Origin of the sequence: Aporhodopirellula rubra, from assembly GCF_014192335.1 — a bacterium.
In the GTDB taxonomy this organism is placed as follows: domain Bacteria; phylum Planctomycetota; class Planctomycetia; order Pirellulales; family Pirellulaceae; genus Rhodopirellula; species Rhodopirellula rubra.
Window position 1 is genome coordinate 1 of sequence record NZ_JACHXU010000041.1, and the last position, 21,769, is coordinate 21,769.

At 54.3% G+C, this 21,769-nt stretch carries 35 protein-coding genes; 31 read left to right on the forward strand and 4 right to left on the reverse strand.

Annotated features, from left to right (window positions below):
* The first annotated feature begins 115 nt into the window (after window positions 1–115).
* Window positions 116–739 (forward strand): ankyrin repeat domain-containing protein, encoded by a 624-nt coding sequence (locus FHS27_RS29680; RefSeq protein ID WP_184309894.1) that lies wholly within the window; start codon window positions 116–118, stop codon window positions 737–739.
* A 97-nt stretch (window positions 740–836) separates the two neighbouring features.
* On the opposite strand, the gene FHS27_RS31495 is transcribed toward FHS27_RS29680, so the two are convergent.
* The gene (locus FHS27_RS31495; protein WP_261363985.1) at window positions 837–962 is read right to left on the reverse strand and encodes a hypothetical protein; all 126 of its coding nucleotides are present in this window, start codon (window positions 960–962) and stop codon (window positions 837–839) included.
* Window positions 963–1,197: 235 nt separating this feature from the next.
* Between FHS27_RS31495 and FHS27_RS29685 the strand changes: the two genes are divergently transcribed.
* The 13 genes from FHS27_RS29685 (at window position 1,198) to FHS27_RS29745 (ending at window position 9,206) form a co-directional block, all read left to right on the forward strand.
* Window positions 1,198–1,356 (forward strand): hypothetical protein, encoded by a 159-nt coding sequence (locus FHS27_RS29685; RefSeq protein WP_184309896.1) that lies wholly within the window; start codon window positions 1,198–1,200, stop codon window positions 1,354–1,356.
* A gap of 179 nt (window positions 1,357–1,535) precedes the next feature.
* Window positions 1,536–1,949, forward strand: coding sequence for a hypothetical protein (locus tag FHS27_RS29690; protein ID WP_184309898.1), 414 nt, complete (start codon window positions 1,536–1,538; stop codon window positions 1,947–1,949).
* Window positions 1,950–2,102: 153 nt separating this feature from the next.
* A complete protein-coding gene (locus FHS27_RS29695) occupies window positions 2,103–2,624 on the forward strand; it encodes a hypothetical protein (protein WP_184309900.1) in 522 nt (173 codons plus the stop codon).
* 128 nt (window positions 2,625–2,752) lie between these two features.
* Window positions 2,753–3,046 carry a hypothetical protein gene (locus tag FHS27_RS29700; RefSeq protein WP_184309902.1) on the forward strand — a complete coding sequence of 98 codons (294 nt, stop codon included), beginning with the start codon at window positions 2,753–2,755 and terminating at the stop codon, window positions 3,044–3,046.
* Between the two features lie 170 nt (window positions 3,047–3,216).
* Complete coding sequence (locus FHS27_RS29705; RefSeq protein WP_184309904.1) at window positions 3,217–3,606, forward strand: hypothetical protein; 390 nt, start codon at window positions 3,217–3,219, stop codon at window positions 3,604–3,606.
* Window positions 3,607–3,803: 197 nt separating this feature from the next.
* Window positions 3,804–4,157, forward strand: a complete 354-nt coding sequence (locus FHS27_RS29710) for a hypothetical protein (protein ID WP_184309906.1) — start codon at window positions 3,804–3,806, stop codon at window positions 4,155–4,157.
* 158 nt (window positions 4,158–4,315) lie between these two features.
* Window positions 4,316–4,834 (forward strand): Imm21 family immunity protein, encoded by a 519-nt coding sequence (locus FHS27_RS29715; protein WP_184309908.1) that lies wholly within the window; start codon window positions 4,316–4,318, stop codon window positions 4,832–4,834.
* A gap of 157 nt (window positions 4,835–4,991) precedes the next feature.
* On the forward strand, window positions 4,992–5,321 hold the full coding sequence (locus FHS27_RS29720; RefSeq protein ID WP_184309910.1) for a hypothetical protein: 330 nt from the start codon (window positions 4,992–4,994) through the stop codon (window positions 5,319–5,321).
* Window positions 5,322–6,442: 1,121 nt separating this feature from the next.
* Window positions 6,443–6,781: a hypothetical protein gene (locus FHS27_RS29725; RefSeq protein WP_184309912.1), complete on the forward strand. Its 339-nt coding sequence runs from the start codon at window positions 6,443–6,445 to the stop codon at window positions 6,779–6,781.
* Window positions 6,782–6,956: 175 nt separating this feature from the next.
* Window positions 6,957–7,388, forward strand: a complete 432-nt coding sequence (locus FHS27_RS29730) for a hypothetical protein (RefSeq protein WP_184309914.1) — start codon at window positions 6,957–6,959, stop codon at window positions 7,386–7,388.
* Window positions 7,389–7,541: 153 nt separating this feature from the next.
* Window positions 7,542–7,838: a barstar family protein gene (locus tag FHS27_RS29735; RefSeq protein ID WP_184309916.1), complete on the forward strand. Its 297-nt coding sequence runs from the start codon at window positions 7,542–7,544 to the stop codon at window positions 7,836–7,838.
* Window positions 7,839–8,038: 200 nt separating this feature from the next.
* Window positions 8,039–8,734: a hypothetical protein gene (locus FHS27_RS29740; RefSeq protein ID WP_184309919.1), complete on the forward strand. Its 696-nt coding sequence runs from the start codon at window positions 8,039–8,041 to the stop codon at window positions 8,732–8,734.
* A 139-nt stretch (window positions 8,735–8,873) separates the two neighbouring features.
* Window positions 8,874–9,206, forward strand: coding sequence for a ribonuclease E inhibitor RraB (locus tag FHS27_RS29745; RefSeq protein WP_184309921.1), 333 nt, complete (start codon window positions 8,874–8,876; stop codon window positions 9,204–9,206).
* A 233-nt stretch (window positions 9,207–9,439) separates the two neighbouring features.
* Here the strand turns inward: FHS27_RS29745 and FHS27_RS29750 are convergent, their stop codons facing one another.
* Both FHS27_RS29750 and FHS27_RS29755 read right to left on the reverse strand, forming a co-directional pair.
* A complete protein-coding gene (locus FHS27_RS29750; RefSeq protein ID WP_184309923.1) occupies window positions 9,440–9,655 on the reverse strand; it encodes a hypothetical protein in 216 nt (71 codons plus the stop codon).
* A gap of 199 nt (window positions 9,656–9,854) precedes the next feature.
* Entirely contained in the window at window positions 9,855–10,364 is a 510-nt protein-coding gene (locus tag FHS27_RS29755) for a hypothetical protein (protein WP_184309925.1), read from the reverse strand.
* A 53-nt stretch (window positions 10,365–10,417) separates the two neighbouring features.
* Between FHS27_RS29755 and FHS27_RS29760 the strand changes: the two genes are divergently transcribed.
* The 8 genes from FHS27_RS29760 (at window position 10,418) to FHS27_RS29795 (ending at window position 15,427) form a co-directional block, all read left to right on the forward strand.
* On the forward strand, window positions 10,418–10,720 hold the full coding sequence (locus FHS27_RS29760; RefSeq protein WP_184309927.1) for a hypothetical protein: 303 nt from the start codon (window positions 10,418–10,420) through the stop codon (window positions 10,718–10,720).
* A gap of 169 nt (window positions 10,721–10,889) precedes the next feature.
* A complete protein-coding gene (locus FHS27_RS29765; protein WP_184309929.1) occupies window positions 10,890–11,315 on the forward strand; it encodes a hypothetical protein in 426 nt (141 codons plus the stop codon).
* Window positions 11,316–11,525: 210 nt separating this feature from the next.
* A complete protein-coding gene (locus tag FHS27_RS29770) occupies window positions 11,526–12,380 on the forward strand; it encodes an HNH endonuclease (protein WP_184309931.1) in 855 nt (284 codons plus the stop codon).
* Between the two features lie 165 nt (window positions 12,381–12,545).
* A complete protein-coding gene (locus tag FHS27_RS29775) occupies window positions 12,546–12,869 on the forward strand; it encodes a hypothetical protein (RefSeq protein ID WP_184309933.1) in 324 nt (107 codons plus the stop codon).
* A gap of 280 nt (window positions 12,870–13,149) precedes the next feature.
* A complete protein-coding gene (locus tag FHS27_RS29780) occupies window positions 13,150–13,611 on the forward strand; it encodes an NADAR family protein (protein ID WP_184309935.1) in 462 nt (153 codons plus the stop codon).
* Window positions 13,612–13,751: 140 nt separating this feature from the next.
* On the forward strand, window positions 13,752–14,291 hold the full coding sequence (locus tag FHS27_RS29785) for a hypothetical protein (RefSeq protein WP_221225492.1): 540 nt from the start codon (window positions 13,752–13,754) through the stop codon (window positions 14,289–14,291).
* 235 nt (window positions 14,292–14,526) lie between these two features.
* On the forward strand, window positions 14,527–14,814 hold the full coding sequence (locus FHS27_RS29790; RefSeq protein WP_184309939.1) for a hypothetical protein: 288 nt from the start codon (window positions 14,527–14,529) through the stop codon (window positions 14,812–14,814).
* Window positions 14,815–14,872: 58 nt separating this feature from the next.
* Window positions 14,873–15,427: a macro domain-containing protein gene (locus FHS27_RS29795; protein WP_221225493.1), complete on the forward strand. Its 555-nt coding sequence runs from the start codon at window positions 14,873–14,875 to the stop codon at window positions 15,425–15,427.
* A gap of 227 nt (window positions 15,428–15,654) precedes the next feature.
* On the opposite strand, the gene FHS27_RS31310 is transcribed toward FHS27_RS29795, so the two are convergent.
* Window positions 15,655–16,083 (reverse strand): hypothetical protein, encoded by a 429-nt coding sequence (locus FHS27_RS31310; RefSeq protein WP_246421310.1) that lies wholly within the window; start codon window positions 16,081–16,083, stop codon window positions 15,655–15,657.
* Between FHS27_RS31310 and FHS27_RS31755 the strand changes: the two genes are divergently transcribed.
* The 9 genes from FHS27_RS31755 to FHS27_RS29845 all read left to right on the forward strand — a co-directional run bounded on the left by FHS27_RS31755 (window position 15,982) and on the right by FHS27_RS29845 (window position 21,376).
* The gene (locus FHS27_RS31755) at window positions 15,982–16,224 is read left to right on the forward strand and encodes a pentapeptide repeat-containing protein (RefSeq protein ID WP_390854917.1); all 243 of its coding nucleotides are present in this window, start codon (window positions 15,982–15,984) and stop codon (window positions 16,222–16,224) included. The genes FHS27_RS31310 and FHS27_RS31755 overlap by 102 nt on opposite strands.
* Window positions 16,225–16,380: 156 nt before the next feature.
* A complete protein-coding gene (locus FHS27_RS29810; RefSeq protein WP_221225494.1) occupies window positions 16,381–16,824 on the forward strand; it encodes a putative quinol monooxygenase in 444 nt (147 codons plus the stop codon).
* Window positions 16,825–16,980: 156 nt separating this feature from the next.
* Window positions 16,981–17,307 carry a hypothetical protein gene (locus FHS27_RS29815; RefSeq protein ID WP_184309954.1) on the forward strand — a complete coding sequence of 109 codons (327 nt, stop codon included), beginning with the start codon at window positions 16,981–16,983 and terminating at the stop codon, window positions 17,305–17,307.
* 681 nt (window positions 17,308–17,988) lie between these two features.
* Window positions 17,989–18,546 (forward strand): hypothetical protein, encoded by a 558-nt coding sequence (locus FHS27_RS29820; protein WP_246421312.1) that lies wholly within the window; start codon window positions 17,989–17,991, stop codon window positions 18,544–18,546.
* 195 nt (window positions 18,547–18,741) lie between these two features.
* Window positions 18,742–19,047, forward strand: coding sequence for a hypothetical protein (locus FHS27_RS29825; RefSeq protein ID WP_144058726.1), 306 nt, complete (start codon window positions 18,742–18,744; stop codon window positions 19,045–19,047).
* A gap of 198 nt (window positions 19,048–19,245) precedes the next feature.
* Entirely contained in the window at window positions 19,246–19,491 is a 246-nt protein-coding gene (locus FHS27_RS29830) for a LexA family protein (protein ID WP_009094684.1), read from the forward strand.
* A 157-nt stretch (window positions 19,492–19,648) separates the two neighbouring features.
* Window positions 19,649–20,056 (forward strand): GNAT family N-acetyltransferase, encoded by a 408-nt coding sequence (locus FHS27_RS29835; protein ID WP_315854758.1) that lies wholly within the window; start codon window positions 19,649–19,651, stop codon window positions 20,054–20,056.
* 150 nt (window positions 20,057–20,206) lie between these two features.
* Entirely contained in the window at window positions 20,207–20,539 is a 333-nt protein-coding gene (locus FHS27_RS29840; protein WP_184309956.1) for a hypothetical protein, read from the forward strand.
* Between the two features lie 468 nt (window positions 20,540–21,007).
* Window positions 21,008–21,376, forward strand: coding sequence for a hypothetical protein (locus tag FHS27_RS29845; protein WP_184309958.1), 369 nt, complete (start codon window positions 21,008–21,010; stop codon window positions 21,374–21,376).
* Window positions 21,377–21,769: the final 393 nt, after the last annotated feature.

The following is a 21,769-nucleotide window of genomic DNA, read 5'->3' on the forward strand; positions in this document are numbered from 1 at the left end:
GCCTCTTTGGCAACGTGGTTTCTGTCTGGTAAACTGTTTGGTGTTGCGACGCTTTCTGGCTTCGGAGAGAAGCGGTGTCGTAAAAACCTTCCGTTGGCAGACACAGCTTTGACTTATGGCAAAATTCCACGGCATATCTGCGCGGTCCAGAGTTGACGCGCTTCAGTATGGCGTCGCAAACGCCAAGAACGCTGCGATCAAAAAGATCATCGACGATGGGGTCGACGTCGACGGACTTGGCCCAGACGGACAAACCGCCCTTCATGTCGCTGCCCGACTCGGGCGTCACAAGGCCGCCGAGATTCTAGTTGCGGCTAACGCCACAATCGACTCGCACGACAAGAACGGCTACACGCCGTTGATGACGGCATGCCATAACGGCGGCAACAATGGCAGTCGAGTCGCGATGCTACTGCTGGACTCCGGCGCTAGTGTCAAATACTGCCTTCCTCAAGGCGACATCAACGCCCTTAGCTGTGCCCTCCGACGAGGCACGGCCGAGCTAATCGAGGCTCTTCTCGATGCCGGCTCCCCCATAAACGGTCCACGCGGGTGTTCGCTCACTCCGCTTATGATCGCAGCACGCGAAAGTAACGTCGACGCGCTTCAAATGCTTGTCGATCGTGGTGCAAACCTCAATCGAAAATGCAAGCTCCCATGGGCAAACGGCGCAACTGCCGAGGGGTTGGCACAAATGGAACGTCGTACGAAATCAATCAAGTTTTTTCGCAGCCTCTAGTTCGCGTGTCTGCCAACATGGTTTTTACGCTGAGGCCCTTCGGGCACACCTTCCCTGTTTGGCGACGCGGGCTGGCCTTGGTACAATCTTTCGTAGTTTAAGCATCGTCCGCTTCGTTCAGGGCGGTGTCGTAAAAACCTTCCGTTAGCGGACGCAGGCAATCGGTGATGGCCACCATTCCCACAACATGCCCTGACTGCTCCGCCGACTGCTCGCGTGGCATCGGTCAATCTTTTGCGCCGGGCGCACTTGTTTGGTCAGAATCGCTCCACTGCTCAGCGTGCGGTTGCACGATCGAGGCCGACGACAGCGGTTTTCCCCCACCCGAAATTCGCGACCTGCTCATTGCTGCCCACGGTTTATGGGCTCTTCAGGTTGATTTGACTGGCTCCGAACGCATTTCCGCCTGCAAAATTCTCCACTGTGATCTCAACACAGATTTTGCCGACGTTCCCGCGATGAAAAACCGTATTCCGGGCATCGTTTACGTTGGAACAAAAACTGAGATGCAATGGCTTCAATCGCGTTTGGACGAATTTGGTTTCGCCTCTGCTGTTGTCGAGATCGACCGAGATTCTGTACCTGTCGGTGCTGACCTGCCGATCAAACCTGATTGATACCGAACTTGCAGTTCAGCGTCCGCTAACATGGTTTTTACGCTAGGCCTTCGGCACACCGCTGCCGTTTGTTCAAGCCTCCCTCTGCTGGTAAAATCTCTCGTTGTTCAGGCATCGTCCGCTTCGTTTAGGGCGGTGTCGTAAAAACCTTCCGTTGTCCGACTCAGCGAAATCCAGACATGCCACTTAACGACATCCTGAACTGTGCGGAATCTGACCTTTGGACCATCCTTGACGCTGAGGACGCGTACCAAACGGACGGCTGGTTCATGGCCAAACGTATTGGCATGATCGAACTCTGCCAACTTGGCGAAATGCTTGGCGTTGCATCGTACGACGAGCTGACATCGGGCTTCAATCTGATCGGCGAACCCCGCGATGAGGGCCCTTGGCCGCAGACCATCCCCACCGCACTGATTGACCGTCTTCGCACTGTGACGGACGCCGACATTTCCGCCGTTGTTCCCAAATGGGCAGGCATCGAGGAATTTCGCGGCGGTGCAACCACGGAATCGTTGGCTGAATACCTGCAGACGTTCCGAACCTATCTAGCGGATCGGTCGGGCGAATTCTTCATGGTCAACGCACTCTAGCATCGACGTCGGACAACATGGTTTTTACGCTAGGCCTTCGGCACACCTTGGCTCTTTGGCAACGGGCCATGACCTTGGTACAATTTCCGTAGTTCAGGCATCGTTCGCTTCGTTCAGGGCGGTGTCGTAAAAACCTTCCGTTGTGCGACCTACATGAACAGCTGGCAACGCATCTCCACGTATAACGCCGCGGATTGCTACGGTCGCTTTTGGCACGCCGGACTAAACAACGCTGGCTCGCTTCTCTTCATCGCGTCGATTGACGACGACTACGCTGTTTGGGACATCGCCACTTCCGCTTGCGTCTGGTCATCTTCTGACTCGGACGCGCTGCCTGCGTTGTCTGGCTTGCTCGTCGACGGTTTCGTTGATCTGCAACAACCTCAGGTCTCGGACCGTTTTCGAGTTTTCGGCCCAGAATTCAACCATTTCCTGCGTTATTATTGCCGCGATCACATCGACTATGACTCGCTTACTGGTGATGTCATCGTTGACACGTACATCGCAAACGATAGGGACCGCCAGAGATTGGATTTCGAGGGCGACGCGAACGAATGGGTTCAGGCGTCATTCTCTGATGACGGCAGCATCATTGCTGTAATGAACCCGCATTATCTGTCCGTATTCCACCGGACCTCTGATGGCCCGGTCGCACAACATGGTTTTTACGCTTAGGCCCTTCGGGCACACCTTCCGCGTTTGGCCACGCGGGCTGACATTGGTACAATTTCTGGTAGTTCAGGCATCGTTCGCTTCGTTCAGGGCGGTGTCGTAAAAACCTTCCGTTGTGCGGCCTCACCGAAATGCGTTCCGTATGGATCACGATTCCCGAAGCGATTCAACCACTCGATCGTGGCGACCGTTTTGACCTGCCGCTGGTCGACGAGCTTGAGGCCGCAAACGTTGGGGACGTCGTCGGCGGTGGCTCGTTGGTCCGTGATGGTACCATCGCTGAATGCAATATCGAACTGGAAATTGCCGACATCGAGACTGCTCTGCCGATCATTCGCCGCGTCTTGCGCGCTGGCAACGCCCCCAGCGGCACTACGATTCAACAGCGCTCGCCTGAACTGATCGACTACTCTTACGATGGTTGATCTACTGACACTGCACGGCCGCACAACATGGTTTTTACGCTAGGCCTTCGGCACACCTTGGCTCTTTGGCAACGGGCCATGACCTTGGTACAATTTCCGTAGTTCAGGCATCGTTCGCTTCGTTCAGGGCGGTGTCGTAAAAACCTTCCGTTGTACGCCGCAGTCTTTCCATGCAGTTACGCCCACACGAAATTGCACTCGGCATCGTCCGGGGTGACTTCGACGACATGGATGGCGCGTTCCCTGATCCCCGCAATGCGTTCACCCCGGAGGAGGCCGTCAACTTCTTGGAAGATTTCACCGGTGAATCCCACGGCACAGACGCCGCGATGTGGACGCAATGGTTCGCGGATTGTCCTGACGACCTCATCAACGACTTCTACGACGCCTACAATGACCTGATGCATTCACCCGATGGCCGGTTATTCGACGACATGCGGCAATACGCAAACTCGCGCGGGGCGAATGTCACCAATCGACGTTGCCCAAAATGCGATTCGTTATGCCCGGAATATCGTGCGCATTGCTACGCCTGTCGACACGAACTGGGTCGCGCGTAGTGGCGCACAACATGGTTTTTACGCTAGGCCTTCGGCACACCTTCCTTGGTTGGTCACGTCGGCTGGCACTGGTACAATTTTCCGTAGTTCATACATCGTTCGCTTCGTTTAGGGCGGTGTCGTAAAAACCTTCCGTTGTGCGGCAACAACTCGAACCAATGGACGCTAAAGAACTACGTGAGGGAATCGTATGCCGAATGGCGTACGTCGACACGCCTGCGTCGAACACGCTGAGTACCGCGCGCGACATGCATTTTCGCCTTGACGGTGGCGTTGTCCTTAATCCGGTTGCTGCGCTGGCTCTCTGGGACCGCATTGTCGCGCTTCCGCACGGTGACCAAATGCGCTGCCATACCCCGCGCTATGCCGTCCATTTGAATTTTGACGAAAACCGCTACTTCACCGCTGCAATCTGCTGGGAATGCAACAACATATCCATCTCCTCCAGCGGCGAATATTCTTGGCAAACATTTGATGGGCAATCGGACGCGGCTCAATCTCTGCTCGCGTACATCCGAGAACTCGTACCTGAGGTCGAGCCTGAATCGTAGTTCAGTTGCCGCACAACATGGTTTTTACGCTAGGCCTTCGGCACACCTTCAATGTTTGGCAGCGATCGCTGGCGTTGGTACAATCTTCCGTAGTTCAGACCTCGTCCGCTTCGTTTAGGTCGGTGTCGTAAAAACCTTCCGTTGTGCGGACTTTCGCTATGCCTAATCCCGATGTTCACTGGATTTCGACCTACGGCGGACGGTTCATCGCAATGCCAGACGCTTTGCTCGCGGAATGGCACGGTTGCCCCGACGACGGTCGCGATCCGCTTGACACCTCTCACGACTATGGTCGCGCCTGTTCTACGACCGGCTACGTCGCGCACCTCCCGATTGGGCAATCTACTGCCATCGTGTTCGGCGAGAACAAATCCGGCGGCGTGCTGCTAGGTTGTGGAACGCCTATCGTGTTTGAGTGGATTTACGCCGATTCCCCCGATGCCGTAGTCGCCGCACTGCAACGCCTTCCTGATGATATCGCTGTCGATGCCGAATTGCCGTTCCACGTCGATTCAGATCACCTCAACGTCTTTGATTCCGCATTCGCAGGCTGCGACTTCGAGCCCCAACATAGTTGCCGATTTCTAATTAAATCCGGTCGATATGTTATCGGTTCATCGCTGTACGAACCGAACACTGAAATCGGACTGGTTGTCCATCGCTTTACCCCAGTTTGACCGCCGCACAACATGGTTTTTACGCTGGGCCTTCGGCACACCTTCCTTGGTTGGTCACGCGGGCTGGCCTTGGTACAATTTTCGTAGTTCAGGCATCGCTCGCTTCGTTTAGGGCGGTGTCGTAAAAACCTTCCGTTGTACGCCTCAGGTAAATCCATTGCGAATCCGATTCTTCAGCGAGGACGATAACTGGACCGCCGGTGGCACGCGGATTGATGCACCTGAAACTCTTGCCGCCATTGAAACCGTGCTGGAAAAGGTTGGCAGCGTTATCGTCGAACACTGGTACTACCGCGGTTCGTCCGCACCTTCGCGGCATGTTTTCGACGACATGGACGATTTCAACGAGTATCTTGCTGAACACTGTTTCGCCGGTGACACCATCGACGCTTGGAGCATGCACGAATTGTGCAGCCCTGAAAATCGTCTTGTGACTGGCAAATGCCCTGATGACGAAGGTCGCACGCCAAATGGCGGCGCCTATTAGCGGGGCAACGGCGTACAACATAGTTTTTACGCCGAGGCCCTTCGGGCACACCTTGGCTCTTTGGCAACGGGCCATGGCCTTGGTACAATGTCCGGTAGTTCAGACATCGCTCGCTTCGTTTAGGGAGGTGTCGTAAAAACCTTCCGTTAGACGCCTCAGATTAATCATGCCGTGGACGGTTTGCCCAACTTGCGGAGGACGCACTCACGTCAACACCGGTGACCCCGCCGGATTTGAAGACCGCCACCCCGAACTAATGGAAACCGGGATTGCGCTTCGTGAATGCTCATTCTGCACTGCGCAACTTACGGTTGGTGATGCTGTCACCGTTGTAAACTCGATTATCCAACGCTCAGATCAAAACACCATTCCAATTGGGTCGTCCGGGGCCATTGTCGCCTGCTCCCGAACCGACGCTGGCCATTCCGTTTATCGTGTTCAGCTTGACACGGGAAACACAACATATTTTCTCCGGGGCGAAATTCGTCACCAACGCAACGGCGTCTAACATTGTTTTTACGCTAGGCCTTCGGCACACCTTGGCTCTTTGGCAACGGGCCATGGCACTGGTACAATCTGTCGTAGTTCAGGCATCGTTCGCTTCGTTCAGGGCGGTGTCGTAAAAACCTTCCGTTAGGCGACCTACCGTAAATGAGCGACGACGACTTGGTTCCACTGTTTGGCCAAATGATGACGCGAGACTGGGCGGAAGCTCTAATCGCGGAACAGAGCGACACGGTGGTCCGCGACGCTGATGGTAGTTACGTGCGCATCCCATACGGCTCAGAGACGTTTCGGACGCCAACCGAATCTCGCAATGGCCCGTGTCGCCACTGCTCTACCATTCATGGCAAGCTTCATAGCTTCGATTGTGACTACGAGCAATGTCCTAAATGTAACTTCCAATTGATGGCCTGTGACTGTGAATTCATAGGTCATGAATGGCGCGAAGAGTAATACACCGGTCGCCTAACATGGTTTTTACGCTAGGCCTGCGGCACACCTTCGTTGTTTGGCAACGGGCGCTGGCATTGATACAATCTCTCTTAGTTCAGACATCGTTCGCTTCGTTCAGGGCGGTGTCGTAAAAACCTCCCGTTGTGCGAATCTAGCGAGACCTGATGGCTGACGACTTCATCTCGTACGCTCACCAAGAGCTACCGCTAAAGAGCATCAAGAAGTTTGCCGCACAATACGAGGGCGTGAACGTCGCCGAACTGCTAGGTGCAAACGAGGGCAACTTTCCCGTCCTCGTTCGTGATGGTGGCGACGACTACACCGCCATGTGGTGGAACGCGTACATGGGATTCACGATTTCCATGAACGACGATTCTGTCCTGATGTACGCATTACGGCAGTTTCTACTGGATAACGCTTACCCGCGGTTTGAATCATTCTACGACGCTCAAGCCTATTCCGTCGCCCACGATTGGCCACGGAAAGCGATACCTGAGGGTTAGCGTTTTGGCAGGTTCCGATTCGCACAACATGGTTTTTACGCTAGGCCTTCGGCGCACCTTCCTTGGTTGGTCACACGGGCTGGCATTGGTACAATCTCTCGTAGTTCAGGCATCACTCGCTTCGTTCAGGGCGGTGTCGTAAAAACCTTCCGTTGTGCGGACGAGATTTTCTCTGATGGCTGTCCACAATCTCTCTGTGAATCTTCGCGCATCGCACCCTCAAGGTTCACGCGTATCACACGACGCATTCATAGGACGCCTTACTATTGCGGGCGACGACCCCATCGTTGACGCCACGAAATCCAAATCCGAATGGATGGCCGCACTTGCGGTGATGGTCGCGATTGAAATCGGCGAATTCACAGACGCGGAGGAGCCCAGTGAGGCATTTGTGATCGCGTTACGTGAACGACTCGTTGCTGCTGGTGACTGGCTTTCTCGTCAACCGATTCCCGTCTTTGACGATATCCGTGCCGCAGGCCTCGAATGCGACGTTTTTGTCGGTGGTTGGATTGACTGCGACCAGTTTGACCTCGATTTGCCGCCAAACTTTTTGCTTGCGTGCGGGGAACGCGGTCTCGAAATCACAATCTGCACTAACGACTAACGCCGCACAACATGGTTTTTACGCTAGGCCTTCGGCACACCTTGGCTCTATGGCAACGGGCCAAAGCCTTGGTATAATTCCTTGTAGTTCGGACATCGTTCGCTTCGTTTAGGGCGGTGTCGTAAAAACCTTCCGTTAGCGGTCGCTAGTCTATTGAGCATTCCCGTCGTCAATATCGACACCAATGGCATCACCGACTGGGATTCGTTCCATGACACGTTTGCTCGCGTGCTGGACTTCCCCAGCTACTACGGTCGCAACATGGATGCGTGGATCGATTGCGTATCTGATCGCGACGCGCCGTTCGTATTGCAGCTCGACAGCGCCAAATCGTTTCGCTCGCGTTGCCCTGACATCTACGCTGCCGTGGTCGAATGCTCGGCATTTTCTAACTGGCGCGACGTCGAATCAGGCGGCGAACCCGTGGTTTTCTTGGCCTTCGCGGACTGATGCGCTAACCTTGCAAGCTGTTTGGGGTGGAAACCGCAAACTCGCTTCACCGCGACCGTTAACATGGTTTTTACGCTGGGCCTTCGGCACACCTTCCCTGTTTTGCGACGCGGGCTGGCCTTGGTACAATCTTCCGTAGTTCAGGCATCGCTCGCTTCGTTTAGGGCGGTGTCGTAAAAACCTTCCGTTAGCCGCCGCAGATGAATGAAGAACTGCACTATTACGTCGATTTGTGCGGTGATCTCCGACGGCCAGAGTCAATCGAAGAGCCATCGGGAGACGAACTCGCCGCGATACTTGCAGATGGGCTGCCCAAACATGGTGTTGCCGTACTCAAAAACGAGGGCGTCGACTTCTCCCACTACCTCGACTGCGATGTCGATGGTTCCACCGTGGAGTTGATGGTCGGCGCTGAGGTTCTGGACGACACGAATAATCGTTGGTACATCCAGCCTTGTGCCAAACGCAATTTCTTTGGTCGCGAAACTGTCCCCGATGCCACGTACCGAACCGTTTTGCTTGCCGTTGACGCGGTCATACGTAGCTCTCCCCGAATCTCTGACGTTCGTTGGTTTCCTTGCTTTGATACCCCCGAATACTTGACGCTCATGCCTGGCGCAAACAGCCCGATCCGCGCTCCCGATTACGCTGACAACGCCCATCCCTTGATTCGCGCATATTGGAATCTGAACGCGATTACTAACATTTGTCTCCATCCAGTTTTCATGGTTTCGTTCTTTCTGTTGACGATCGTGTTGGTTGGCACGTTTCCGAATGTTGGCCCTGCGATCATAACAGTTCTGTTCTTTTCAATTCTTGCTCTAATGACAGTGGTTCCATTCGTCCTTTCGATCTTTGTAGGTCGCGCAGCCAAACGCAGCGCTAGCGGCGGCTAACATGGTTTTTACGCTAGGCCTTCGGCACACCTTGGCTCTTTGGCAACGGGCCATGGCCTTGGTACAATTTCCCGTAGTTCAGGCATCGTTCGCTTCGTTCAGGGCGGTGTCGTAAAAACCTTCCGTTGGGCGACCTACCATGAGCCACGATTTCCCCAACGATGAGAACGGCAACGTTCTTCGCAGTCTCATCGAACGTGGTGATCTGCTCACCGAACCACGCGAGATCAACTATCACTTCATTTTCCCAACGCGATCGCAAGCGGTTGGCTTCATCGAGATTCTGACCGAAACGCAATGGCGGCTTGAATTATTTTGGTATGACGAACGCCAATTGTGGCAGGTCACTGTCGTTCAACACATGATTCCCGACCATTCTGCCATCACCGACCTTGAAAATCGTCTGGTCGACATGGCTCACCCGCTTGATGGAACGGCAGATGGATGGGGTTGCTTCGCCGTCAAGCCGTGACGGTCGCACAACATGGTTTTTACGCTGAGGCCCTTCGGGCACACCCTCGCTTTTTGCTCAACGTGCGTTCACTTGGTACAATTCTTGGTGATTCGACATCTTTCGGTTCCGCTTGGGACGGGTGTCGTAAAAACCTTCCGTTGTCGGGCACTAGTTTTCCGATGGTTCAAACCGTTTACAACGAGACCGTCGAGGCCCGCCCATTTGTCAGCGGCGCAACCCGCTTCCGCACTTTAGACGAACAGGCCGTCTTCGACGCCATCCAAGCCAATGCCGTTCGCACCAAGGCGCGCCTTGGCATCAAAATGCCCGGAAGACGTGAACACTGGGAGAATGAACTTGCAGCGGTCGATGGTGCGTTGTCGATGGATGATCCATTGGTGGTTGTCGCCCTCGCTGACGGTGAAACCGCATTCTACAATCGGGTGTTTGATCGAATTTGGCTCCAACACAAATCCGAAATCGAAGTGCCGCGTTGCCCTGAATGCAATTGCATCCTAAAAACCGACCGTGCGCAACAATGCCTTTGGTGCGGGCATGACTGGCACTAATGGCCCGTGCCCGACAACATGGTTTTTACGCTGAGTCCCTTCGGGCACACCTTCCGCGTTTGGCCACACGGGCTGGCCTTGGTACAATTTCCGTAGTTCAGGCATCGTTCGCTTCGTTTAGGGCGGTGTCGTAAAAGCCTTCCGTTGGCCGACGCAGGTCTTTCCAATGCCGACCGCTGAAACCATCGACCTCGGATTCTCCACCGCTGATGCAGACCATCCGTCTTTCTCTTACGCTGGCGGCAACCTCACCCTCACGTTCCTCGATTGGCGTGAACAATCCATTCATGTCGTCTTTCGCGATGTCACTCGCTTTGAGTGGACGGACGATCCCGACGATTACTTTGACGGCGAACCGTATGATGGCACGTGCGTTGTCCGCGATTCCCGCTGGCCGCCCGATATCGCTGACGCAAAATGCGAGCACTACCGCCTGAATTTCAACGCTTGCGGCGGCCGACTGGACGTCGCTTGCGAGTCGTTCGCGATGGAAACTCAACCGTAGTTCAGCACCGGCCAACATGGTTTTTACGCTGTGGCCTGCGGCACACCTTCGCTCTTTGGCAACGATCGCTGGCCTTGGTACAATCCTTCGTAGTTCAGGCATCGTTCGCTTCGTTTAGGGCGGTGTCGTAAAAACCTTCCGTTAGGCGACCCTCGATGGAGCCCTTCCACCAACTCAGTGTGCCGATGGCGTCTGTCCCCGATCTCGATGCCGCACTCGCAACCATTGGGTTCTCCACTGAACACACTGACGAGCGAATGCTGGTTCACCGCATCGCAGGGTTTCATACACTTGTCTGTCGTCGCCGTGACGAATCTGCCGCCTACTCTCTTGGGACGCCGGATTCTGTCCCTGACACTTACGTGATGGTCTACCTCAACGTTCCGGACGCTACACAAGCCGAAATCCGTACGCATCTCGAATCGCTTGGTGCGACATGGAGCTACACTCGCTTCTAATGGAACGCGACGGGTCGCCTAACATGGTTTTTACGCTAGGCCTTCGGCAGACCTTTCTTGGTTGGTCACGCGGGCTGGCATTGGTACAATCTCTCGTAGTTCAGACTCGCTCGCTTCGTTCAGGGCGGTGTCGTAAAAACCTTCCGTTATGTGACCTACCGGATTTGCATTGACGATTGACGACCTTCACAGTTTGATCGGATCTGCCACTTGGTTCACACGTCTTGGTGCTGCACCGGACGGTTGCATGCTCACCAACTCCAATGACGCATGGCAATGGCTACCAGCGTCCCGCGACCAATCTGACCCGCTCCACGTCCCTCCGCTCGAACCTGTGGATACTGCCATCGAACTCGCCGCCGTGAAACTCGCGATGGTTTCATTGCGACCTGTACCCGATGCGGTTCCCGAACTGGTTGACGGTCCGCATAACTACACCAATGCTGCCACGGGGGCCGTCCACTTTGCCGTTCGCATGGCTGCACGCGAGATCACGACTGGCAACCCGGATCGGTGGTGCGAAATTGTCCGCCTTTACAACGTTGGTTCGTGGCCGTGCGGTCTGGCGAATGATGGTGGCATCGTCGTCTGGTAGTTCACCGGTCACATAACATGGTTTTTACGCTGGGGCCTTCGGCACACCTCCGCCATTTGGCCACGACCGCTGGCCTTGGTACAATTTCCGTAGTTCAGGCATCGTTCGCTTCGTTCAGGGCGGTGTCGTAAAAACCTTCCGTTAGCAGCCGCTAGTCGAACCTGATCCCAACTATCGTGTCCTTCAAAAAAAATCCTATGGGACACCAATATGGCCAACCGAAATAAGCAACAACTGTTCGATCATTACCGCAAAAGCGCGGCAGTTGCCGGGATGTCTCATCCCGAAGGATCGCTCACTTGCCCACTTTGTTGGGAGCCGGCGAGCTTCGACACACTCTCGGTTGAACACATTATCCCGGGTTCCGTTGGTGGCAACCGTATTGTCCTTACCTGCACAACCTGCAACAACACGCACGGAAGCCTCTATGATTCACACCTGTCGCAATTCCAGAAGACAAAGGACGGTTTCAACGGTCAAGGAACACTGCCCGTAATACTGGAAGTGCTCGGCAAGCGGGTAACAGCTAACATCGAATGGGGCGACGGATTCAAAAACATCAACATTGTTGGTGAGGCTTCAAACCCCGCTGAGGTCGCGGCGATGCAGGCTGACGCAGAAGCTGGTCGTTTTGGTGAATTGAATCTGACGATCAATTACGGATACATCAAGAACCGTTTTCAGACTGGCTTGCTTCGCTGCGCCTACTTGTCCTTGTACAAGTGTTTCGGCTACGAATACGCTTGCACGGAAATCGTCCAGGTATTGCGACGCCGCATCTGCGACATGAACCAAGAAACCCCTCGATTGGGGTCGTTCATTGGCGCATTTCGAAACGGCGCAGTCCCCTACAGTGACCCGTACTTCATCGTTCCGGGAAACGTTAATGGTGTGCAATTCTTTATGGTCGCAATTCGGCTCAAAAAACAAACCGAATCGTATCATTTCGTTTATATGCCGGCTCCCTGTGACCGAAGCGATGAATTCTTCGAGATGATGGAACGATGCCCACGCGACAACGATGGCGCCACACTGACAATCCCGCACCAATTGGTGTTCACCTAAACCTTTAATGGTCCGCGGCGGCTAACATGGTTTTTACGCTGAGGCCTTCGGCACACCTTCCTTATTTGGCAACACGGGCTGTCCTTGATACAATTTCTCGTAGTTCAGGCATCGTTCGCTTCGTTTAGGGCGGTGTCATAAAAACCTTCCGTTATGCGACCTTCCGTGAACCAACGCGATACATTCATCAACGCCGTCCGCGATTGTGCCGCGCTGCCTGAATGCGTCCGTGATTCCGCGACATCGGCCACGGGAATCGAAACGTCTTCATTCGACGTCACCTACCTTGAATTCCTCGATCTGCAAATCGGACTTAACGCTCGTGGCGACGAATGGTCACGACGTCTGCGCTCACGTCGCTCTGGCCTCACTGAATGGTGTGACATCCCGTTGGTCGGCGGCCGCATTGCGGTCGGCAGCGATGACTACACCATCAAGGTCGATCCGAGGACTCAGGCGATAGTTTATTGGGAGCACTACGCAGACTGAAAGTAGTCCGGTCGCACAACATGGTTCTTACGCAAGACCGCGGCTTCGTCGTTGGAGCGTCATTCGGTTTGCCATGTCGATCCTTCGGTGACGCAATTTGGTTTGCCACGCTGCGGACACCGCCTCTTTGGCAACGTGGCTTTCCTTTGGTAAACTGTCTTGTGTTGCGACGCTTGTTGGCTTCGGAGAGAAGCGGTGTCGTAAAAACCTTCCGTTATCCGCCGAACTTCCCTCCTGATTTCGTGTCTTGCTTGCACCCAACTTCTTCCGAGCTTGACCCATGATTTCATTTTACGTCCCCTCCGATGAGTACGGATTCCTGTGCAACTTTTCGGCACACGGTTTCACGCTCGACGACTGCTACTGGCCCACGGTGGAACACTATTTCCAAGCACAAAAGTTTGCTGGCTCCGATCACGAAGAACGTATTCGTGTTTCGCGAACCCCAAAAGAAGCCAAGAATCTTGGGCAAACACGCAAGCTGCCTGTTCGACCAGACTGGGAGGACGTCAAGGTTGACGTCATGCGCAACGCACTGACGGCCAAATTCACCACTCATTCAGACTTACGTGACGCTCTGTTGGCAACGGGCGACGAGGAGCTCGTTGAGAACGCCCCAACCGACTACTTCTGGGGCTGCGGTAAACATGGTGGTGGGCAGAACATGCTCGGCAAGTTGCTAATGGAAACTCGCCAGCTGCTGCGTGCTGGAGAGCGGGACTCCAGTTCTGTCGGCGGATAACATGGTTTTTACGCTAGGCCTTCGACACACCTTGGCTATTTGGCAACGGGCGATAGCATTGGTACAATTCTCGTAGTTCATGCATCGTTCGCTTCGTTTAGGGCAGTGTCTTAAAACCCTCCGTTGGTGGCCACAAACCAATGACTCCTTTCGCGTCGAACGTAGCCGACAAACGTTTCGCGTTTCTCATCTCAACAATGATCGACTCGCGACTGATCTGGTACAAACACTACTACCTGTGGGCTGACGACCTTATTGCATCCCTTCCCAGTGTGCCCCAATGGGTGCTGCAAATAGCAACCATAAAGTACTACCCTGACGCAGTTGCCGAAATCAACCGCTTCGTCCACTCCGAACCGTTCGAGCAACTCGGGAACACTGACGACGAACGTGTGGCCTGTCTTTTTCTACAACATCGAATGGGCGCATTATCGTGGGCGACGTTTCTCGACGCAGCTGGTCGATTTATCGACGCCTCTGGCGGTGGTCATATCGACTGCGAGTTTTTCTTTTGCATGCTGAACGACATTGAAGATGCAAACTACGGCTCTGAATTGGAATCACAACAGGTTCAACGCGTCTATGCGGAATTTGCTTCTGAGATCGAATCGGTTGGCGCGATTTTCTCTGTGTTTCATGACTACTTTCGTCGTTACGTCAGCGCTAACTCCGATGCGTAGTGGCGACCAACATGGTTTTTACGCTGAGGCCGCTCTTAATTTGAGCATTTTGCGACGACAAGCGCCGATTGCTTCGGTGAAATTCTTCTCCGATGGAGACAGCGGCACACCCTCGCTCTTTGTTCAAGCCGCGATCCTTTGCTAAGATGTTCGTAACACCTACATCGTTCGCTTCGTTGTGGACGGGTGTCATAAAAACCTTCGGTTACGCGACCTACCGTATGGCTAGTCAATCGTGACACATCGCGACATGCAACCGCCTTGGCTACGTTTCCCCGATTTGCCCGCTGGCGAACTCGGCTGGCGGATGGGTGCTGGTGAAGGCTACCTTTGCGACTTCTGGGGCTGGATCGGTTCGCTCACGTATGACGAACGCCTCGCATACTTACTGCGGCACAAACCCTTGCCCGATGCTTACGTTCTCATGGCTGCGGACGTCCTCGCGCTTCCCGACCTCAATGACGCCGATGTCGATGCGGCCTTTGGCGTTCTCGCTGATGTTGGCTTAATCTCGCGGGGCTGACGGTCGCGTAACATGGTTTTTACGCTAGGCCTTCGGCACACCTTGGCTCTTTGGCAACGTGGCATGGACTTGGTACAATTTCCGTAGTTCAGGCATCGTTCGCTTCGTTCAGGGCGGTGTCGCAAAAACCTTCCGTTGTCGGGACGAGATCAAACCAATGCAAGCCGTTCGTGGTGACCTCCTCGCGCTCGCAATCGCTGGTGACTTCGATGTCATCATCCACGGCTGCAACTGCCAGAACACGATGGGTGCTGGCATCGCAAAATCCATCAAACAGCGATTCCCCGCCGCTTACGATGCCGACCTCGCCACCGAAAAAGGCTCCCGCGACAAACTCGGCACTTACTCTTCCGCGACGGTAGATTGCGATGGCCACGAACTCACGATCGTGAACGCGTATACGCAATTCAACTGGCGCGGCCGCGGCATCAAGGCCGACTACGATGCAATCCGTTCGGTCTTTGCTGCTGTCAAATCGGATTTCGCGGGCAAACGCATTGGCTACCCGTTGATTGGTGCTGGGCTAGCCGGTGGTGATTGGGACGTTATCTCCGGGATTATCACCGAAGAGCTGGCCGGGGAGAATCACACGCTGGTGGAGTATCAACCGTAGCGCATCGCCCGACAACATGGTTTTTACGCTAGGCCTTCGGCACACCGCCCGCTCGCTGTTCAAGCCTCGCTGGGGTGGTAGACTTTCCGTAGTTCAAGCCGCCCACTAATGGAGTGGCCGTGTCGTAAAAACTTTCCGTTGTGTGCCACTAGCGTATGAAACTGTCGCGAACCGAATTGCGTGATCTTCGCGACCGTTGGGAAGACGCTACACTCGACACCATACGTTCAACGTTGTGCAAATGGGCGTTCAAACGCCCAAGTCAACGGGTTGAACTCGATGCTACACCTCTGGCTAACTCGCTCGACATCGACGGCAAGTCGTACGTTGACCTCCGTGGGATATCCCTCGTCGCCCAACTGAACTACTTCGCTGTATCGCGTGTTTGCTTTGACGCCGCCACTTTCGAGAGTTTTGGCCAATTCGGCGGTTATACAACCTTCGACGACTGCCTTTTCCGCCAGACCAAATTCAATACCAACCTTCACTCCCAATTCACCCATTGTTCGTTCGCTAACTCCAACTTGCGTGACGCCAACCTTGGCGGCCCGTTCATAGACGTTGATTTCTCGTTCTGCGATCTCACCAACGCCGCGGCTGATCAATCCGTATTCACAAACTGTGATTTCACCGGCTGCAATCTTAAATCCGCACACCTTACCAATTGCACGTTCACAAACTGCGTGTTCGCTGACAATTCTTTTGGTCGTGGATCGCTTTATCGCTCAACATTCGTGGGTGATGCACCAGATCGTGAATGTCTGGCCGATACTATAGTGGATGCCGTTTCGTGGTGACCCGTGGCACACAACATGGTTTTTACGCTAGTCCTACGGCACACCTTCGTCCTTTGGCAACGATCACTCGCTTTGCTACAATTCGCGTAGTTTAGGCATCGTTCGCTTCGTTTAGGGCGGTGTCGTAAAAACCTTCCGTTATCTGCCAACAACCCAATGAATCGTCGAACCTTTGTCTATGGAAGTATGATGAGTCCGCTGCTCATGGCAGGGTGCCGGGATGCTTCGTCCGAAACTGCTGGAATTCCGCGTGATATCCCTGCCCAAAACTCCAGCCATGCCGCAAAAACACCAAAGAAAACAAGTATGTACGGTATCATTGGAAAAATGAACGCGACTGAAGGTGATCGCGAGAAGCTTATCGAGATTCTTCTCAATGGCACTCAGGATATGCCCGGTTGCAAACTCTACGCGATATCCGCAGACAACGAAGACGCCAATTGCATCTGGATAACCGAGATTTGGGAATCGGAGGACGCTCACCAAGCGTCCCTTCAACTTCCAGACGTACAAAAAGCGATTGCGGACGGGAAACCGATGATTGCGGGTTTTGGAGATCGGCATATCGTGACTACTGTCGGTGGATTCGGCGTAAACTAGTCCCAGTTGGCGTACAACATGTTTTTTTCGCTAGGCCTTCGGCACACCTTCGTTAGTTGGTCACGCGGGCTGGCATTGGTACAATCTTTCGTAGTTCAAGCATCGTTCGCTTCGTTTAGGGCGGTGTCGTAAAAACCTTCCGTTGGCCGACCTACCGTGAATGAGACCGACGCCGATAACGCTAAGCCGCAACCGAATCGCGGCCTGTTGCGCCGCTTGATCGAACATCTGCTTGCGGGCATCATTGGGTTTGTCTTCTCATTCCCCATCGCTGTTCTGGTTTGCCTCTTCCTCTTTTGCGGCGGCGTTTGGTGGGTATGCAACGCAATGGCGTTTTTCGCGATCATTGGCGTTTGTACTGCAATCACCGCCATCTCACCGAACGTCGGCGGTGAAATCGTTGGTTTCGTGTCAGATGCATCGAAAGGCTACCTCAACTTCATCTGTGACATTCTCGAAGCGTTCTGTCTTCCCGTTGATTGATGGTCGGCCAACATGGTTTTTACGCTAGGCCTTTGGCACACCTTCCAACTTTGTCAACGCGGGCTGGCGTTGGTACAATTCACGTAGTTCAGGCATCGTCCGCTTCGTTTAGGGCGGTGTCGTAAAAACCTTCCGTTGTGTCACCTCAGCTAATGTTTGGCCACGAATACACTTGCGACCGATGCAGCCAAACCGCAACCTACATCTCAGCCGGAATCGGTTACTACCGTTTACCCGATGGCATTGACATTCCGCGTTCATCACAACCGGCATGGTGTATCCGTTGCGACGCATTGCGTTGCGCCGAGCGTCTTCCGGAACTGGAACGCTTGCAGGATGTTCTCGCCGATCTTGAATCTAACGGACTATCCTAGCACGAGCTCAAAAACGCAGAAGCGTTTCAGCAATCGCCAGAATCTTATCTTGCCGAACGCCTAGGCAAATGGCGTGCGTCTGTGCGGTGGCGTTCCGAACGACAATCACCACCACGTTGCCTAGATTGCGAATCGACCGACCTGTTGTTACTCGCACCCGATATCGAACAGGCGCTTGAATCGTTCCTTCACCCGACCTGCGGCGGAACATTCACTCAAACAAACTGGTGGCACGGTAGTCAGACGACTTATCAGGTCCTCGATGCTGAGGGGCGAGACTTTAATGGCGAACCAACGGTCAGATAACATGGTTTTTACGCTAGCCTTCGGCACACCTTCCCTGTTTGGCGACGCGGGCTGGCCTTGGTACGATTTCCGGCATTCAGACGTCGTTCGCTTCGTTCAGGGCGGTGTCGTAAAACTCCTCCGTTGTACGCCTCAGGTATCACTGATCGCAAACTTGCTCTTCATCCTTCGCGTACTGTGGGCATCGCCGTACACGCTCCTCGGCCTTCTGATCGGTGGCGTTGGGCTGTGCTTCGGAGGTCGAGTCCGCATCCGGGGCCGTGCGATCGAATTCTACGATGGCGGTACCAAGTGGTTTGTCCACCGTTTGCCCCACGGCCAATTCACTCTAGCATTGACTCTGGGCCACACGATTCTTGGGCAAACTGATGCGTCACTCGAAATCTCTCGCAAACATGAGGCCGTTCACGTTGCACAATACGAACGCTGGGGGCCGTTCATGCTTCCCGCGTACTTCATTTCGTCGGCCTTCATGTGGATGACCGGACGTCAATTTTACCGCGACAATCCATTTGAACGCGAGGCTTATGACGTTGATGGTGGCGAACACGATCCGTAACGCACCGGCGTACAACATGTTTTTTTCGCTAGGCCTTCGGCACACCTTCGTTAGTTGGTCACGCGGGCTGGCATTGGTACAATCTTTCGTAGTTCAAGCATCGTTCGCTTCGTTTAGGGCGGTGTCGTAAAAACCTTCCGTTGCCGGGCATAGGCGGGCTCCATGATCGTTTACGGATTCGACTCCATCGCTCCGTTGCTCGAAAGCGATGGCTACCTTTTCAAACTGCTGGCTAACGACACTGGCGTCGTGCTGTTTCCGCACACGATTGAACATCGCGACGCCACCCAACCCGGCATCAAATACGCCGATGATTCGCGCGGCAACGCTCTTGCCGCAATGGTCAAACCCGGCCGCATCGAGTTCCGCTATCATCGCGGCTTCTCTGATGACCGCGTAAAACAACTTTCCGAGCGCATGCTGGCGTTACCCGAACTCCAATTCGCGTCAGGCTCTACGATCACATACCAAGCACGAACGCTGATCCATGGATCAGACTGACTTGCGGCCGTCTTGAGATGGACACCGCCCTCACACTTCAATGCCCGACAACATGGCTTTTACGCTAGGCCTTCGGCACACCTTCCTTGGTTGGTCAGGCGGGCTGGCCTTGGTACAATCTCTCGTAGTTCATGCATCGCTCGCTTCGTTTAGGGCGGTGTCGTCAAATCCTTCCGTTGGGCGACTCAATCAAATCAGATGGACGCCTCAAACAAGCCGACAGCCAAGCAGGGGCAATACCTTGCTTTCATCTATTACTACACGAAACTGAATGGGCAACCACCTGCCGAATCGGACATGCAGCGGTACTTTGGCACGACACCGCCTACCGTTCACAACATGGTCGTAACTCTATGTGATCGCGGGTTTATCTCACGTGAACCGGGACGCGGGCGGACAATCCGCTTGCTGATCGGACGTGATGCCTTTCCTGACCTTGAATAGTTCGTCGCATAACATGTTTTTTCGCTAGCCTTCGGCACACCTTCGCTCTTTGGCAACGGGCGTTCGCTTTGATACACTTTACATGTTGTTCAGGCAGCGTTTGCTACGTTCAGCGCGGTGTCGTAAGTACCTTCCATTGTGCGGCTGAGGCGATCTGTTGGAAACCGTTTTTGGCATCGAACCAGATTTGCCTGCGTCGCATTTTATTGATGTTCTTAGGCGTTCCACGCTTGCTGAACGCAGGCCCGCTGATGACATTGAGCGAATTGAGGGCATGCTGCGTCATGCAGATGTCATCGTGACCGCGCGCGATACGAAAGGGCTGCTCATCGGTGTCTCACGCGCTATTACCGACTTCCACTATTGCACCTACCTTTCGGACTTGGCGGTTGACGCTTCCGCACAACGCTGCGGAATTGGGAAACGCCTCATCTTCGAGACCCATTCGGCAGCAGGGCTGAATACAACGCTCATACTTTTGTCCGCACCAGCTGCACGAGAGTATTATCCCCATATCGGAATGCGGCAGCACGACTCCTGTTGGATCGTTCGCTCGCAAGGCTGACGACGTACAACCTGTTTTCTGCGCGAATCCGTTCGGCGTGCCATTGCTCTTTGGCAAGCTGTGTCGACGCTGGATACAATGTTGCATTGTTCAGGCATCGCGCGATCTCAAAAGGGCGGTGCAGCAGGTATCTTTCGAGAGGGGACACGAGTGTTTGATTTTCTTCGACGGGTATTTTGCTCGCCCCAAGCAGTGATCGCGAGCCAGCCTCCGGGAGACATTTTTCCTTGGCCCGCCGATCAACCGCTTACCGCCCTCGACACTGCGACGATCGCACTTCCTGCCGCATTAATCGAAGCGGACGACACCATCGGTGACATTATTCGCGGCCCGGACGACATGCCTTTTGCGGCGCCCGATGGCGACTTCATCTTCATTCGGTTATCTGCAGGGATGACCGTTTCGCTGAGCAAACCGTGCCAGGCTTACGTTGTCCCTGACGGCGAGGGTGATGCAACTCCACGCAGGTTCCAACTCGGCTGACAAGGCAGTGCCACCTAACATGTTGCGTCTGGCTGGCGTTCGCCAGTAGCAATTTTCTGAAAAGCACTGGCACAGATTACGCGGGTTAGACCTTGGTTAGGATTCGCAGGTGCGCATAGGGTGAGTCATGGTTTGCCCGCTAATTTCGCGAATCGGCGTGAAAGTCGTACTCGTGGGCCCCAATCGACTTGCATACGTATCGAGTTGGATGGCACGGCGGTGTTCGAATCGAGCTTTTCAAGTGATGACGTAAGTTTGTCGACCGTCTGGTGTCGGTGGCTACGGCAATATTGGGAATGCTCTAACTGGTTGTAAAACAGGTTTTCTTGCTGGACCTCGAAACAACTTGCGTTTCTCCCCAGAAAGGCGTTGGCCTTGGTGCTGTTTCCTGTTGTCATAGGTTCGATTGCATCGATTCGCGTGATGCCGTTGCAACCTTCAATCAGACGTTGCTGGAGTTGTTTAGAGATGAAAGTGCTTCGAGTTTTCCTAGTCGCGTCGACTGTCCTGATTTACGCAGTGACGCTGTTGGCAACAGCATCGCAGGGGATCAATTGGCTAGCGGTCGCGCTGAACGATTTGGTTGCGTTGAATTGGCGTTCACAGTTCGATACCGACTTCCTGGTTTACTTGATTCTCACCGCGGTATGGATCGCATGGCGTGAAGGGCTCACGACCAAGGGCTACGCTTTTGCGTTTCTTAATATCTTCCTGGGTGGCATGTTTGGGTTTCCCTATTTGCTATGGGCGACTTACCAGGCGAATGGTGATCCCACGCTCGTGTTGCTCGGCGTCCACGCCTCGCAAAGGCGTGATTCGGAGGGTAGCAACGAATAGATGCGGATCCGGCAGCGTTTGCGAGGCTTGACTGCACGCAAAGTGGGTAGGTGGGAAGGAAAACAGATTCTCGGGAAAACAGGTTAGCGGCTTAGCGTCGTTTCTGTTGGCCGGACCTCGCGTGCCTGCTTATTGCCGCAGTCGCGGGTGGGCTCGCGGCGTGTTTTGACAATGCCGATTTGCTCCATTCGGGAGGGCTGGCGCTGTTCCGGCACGTTTTGCATCCTCGATCGGGCGGACTGCAATCCCGGAAAGTTCGTCCGCGAACAATCTCGTTGGATCCACGGCGAGCAGCACAGGGGATGTCCCATTCGTTGTTGAAACTCGTGATGGTCTCTCTAGTAAAAACGTAAGTGATCGGGTTTGAGTGGGCAACAAGCCCCACCTCCTGGA

What these genes read in the sequence shown, in the direction of transcription:
- FHS27_RS29680 (WP_184309894.1), top strand. Translation starts at nt 116, where the DNA reads ATGGCAAAATTCCACGGCATATCTGCGCGGTCCAGAGTTGACGCGCTT.
- FHS27_RS31495 (WP_261363985.1), bottom strand. Translation starts at nt 962, where the DNA reads ATGCCACGCGAGCAGTCGGCGGAGCAGTCAGGGCATGTTGTGGGAATG.
- FHS27_RS29685 (WP_184309896.1), top strand. Translation starts at nt 1,198, where the DNA reads ATGAAAAACCGTATTCCGGGCATCGTTTACGTTGGAACAAAAACTGAG.
- FHS27_RS29690 (WP_184309898.1), top strand. Translation starts at nt 1,536, where the DNA reads ATGCCACTTAACGACATCCTGAACTGTGCGGAATCTGACCTTTGGACC.
- FHS27_RS29695 (WP_184309900.1), top strand. Translation starts at nt 2,103, where the DNA reads ATGAACAGCTGGCAACGCATCTCCACGTATAACGCCGCGGATTGCTAC.
- FHS27_RS29700 (WP_184309902.1), top strand. Translation starts at nt 2,753, where the DNA reads ATGCGTTCCGTATGGATCACGATTCCCGAAGCGATTCAACCACTCGAT.
- FHS27_RS29705 (WP_184309904.1), top strand. Translation starts at nt 3,217, where the DNA reads ATGCAGTTACGCCCACACGAAATTGCACTCGGCATCGTCCGGGGTGAC.
- FHS27_RS29710 (WP_184309906.1), top strand. Translation starts at nt 3,804, where the DNA reads ATGGCGTACGTCGACACGCCTGCGTCGAACACGCTGAGTACCGCGCGC.
- FHS27_RS29715 (WP_184309908.1), top strand. Translation starts at nt 4,316, where the DNA reads ATGCCTAATCCCGATGTTCACTGGATTTCGACCTACGGCGGACGGTTC.
- FHS27_RS29725 (WP_184309912.1), top strand. Translation starts at nt 6,443, where the DNA reads ATGGCTGACGACTTCATCTCGTACGCTCACCAAGAGCTACCGCTAAAG.
- FHS27_RS29730 (WP_184309914.1), top strand. Translation starts at nt 6,957, where the DNA reads ATGGCTGTCCACAATCTCTCTGTGAATCTTCGCGCATCGCACCCTCAA.
- FHS27_RS29740 (WP_184309919.1), top strand. Translation starts at nt 8,039, where the DNA reads ATGAATGAAGAACTGCACTATTACGTCGATTTGTGCGGTGATCTCCGA.
- FHS27_RS29745 (WP_184309921.1), top strand. Translation starts at nt 8,874, where the DNA reads ATGAGCCACGATTTCCCCAACGATGAGAACGGCAACGTTCTTCGCAGT.
- FHS27_RS29755 (WP_184309925.1), bottom strand. Translation starts at nt 10,364, where the DNA reads ATGCCTGAACTACGAAGGATTGTACCAAGGCCAGCGATCGTTGCCAAA.
- FHS27_RS29760 (WP_184309927.1), top strand. Translation starts at nt 10,418, where the DNA reads ATGGAGCCCTTCCACCAACTCAGTGTGCCGATGGCGTCTGTCCCCGAT.
- FHS27_RS29770 (WP_184309931.1), top strand. Translation starts at nt 11,526, where the DNA reads ATGGCCAACCGAAATAAGCAACAACTGTTCGATCATTACCGCAAAAGC.
- FHS27_RS29780 (WP_184309935.1), top strand. Translation starts at nt 13,150, where the DNA reads ATGATTTCATTTTACGTCCCCTCCGATGAGTACGGATTCCTGTGCAAC.
- FHS27_RS29785 (WP_221225492.1), top strand. Translation starts at nt 13,752, where the DNA reads ATGACTCCTTTCGCGTCGAACGTAGCCGACAAACGTTTCGCGTTTCTC.
- FHS27_RS29810 (WP_221225494.1), top strand. Translation starts at nt 16,381, where the DNA reads ATGAATCGTCGAACCTTTGTCTATGGAAGTATGATGAGTCCGCTGCTC.
- FHS27_RS29820 (WP_246421312.1), top strand. Translation starts at nt 17,989, where the DNA reads ATGGTTTTTACGCTAGCCTTCGGCACACCTTCCCTGTTTGGCGACGCG.
- FHS27_RS29830 (WP_009094684.1), top strand. Translation starts at nt 19,246, where the DNA reads ATGGACGCCTCAAACAAGCCGACAGCCAAGCAGGGGCAATACCTTGCT.
- FHS27_RS29845 (WP_184309958.1), top strand. Translation starts at nt 21,008, where the DNA reads ATGAAAGTGCTTCGAGTTTTCCTAGTCGCGTCGACTGTCCTGATTTAC.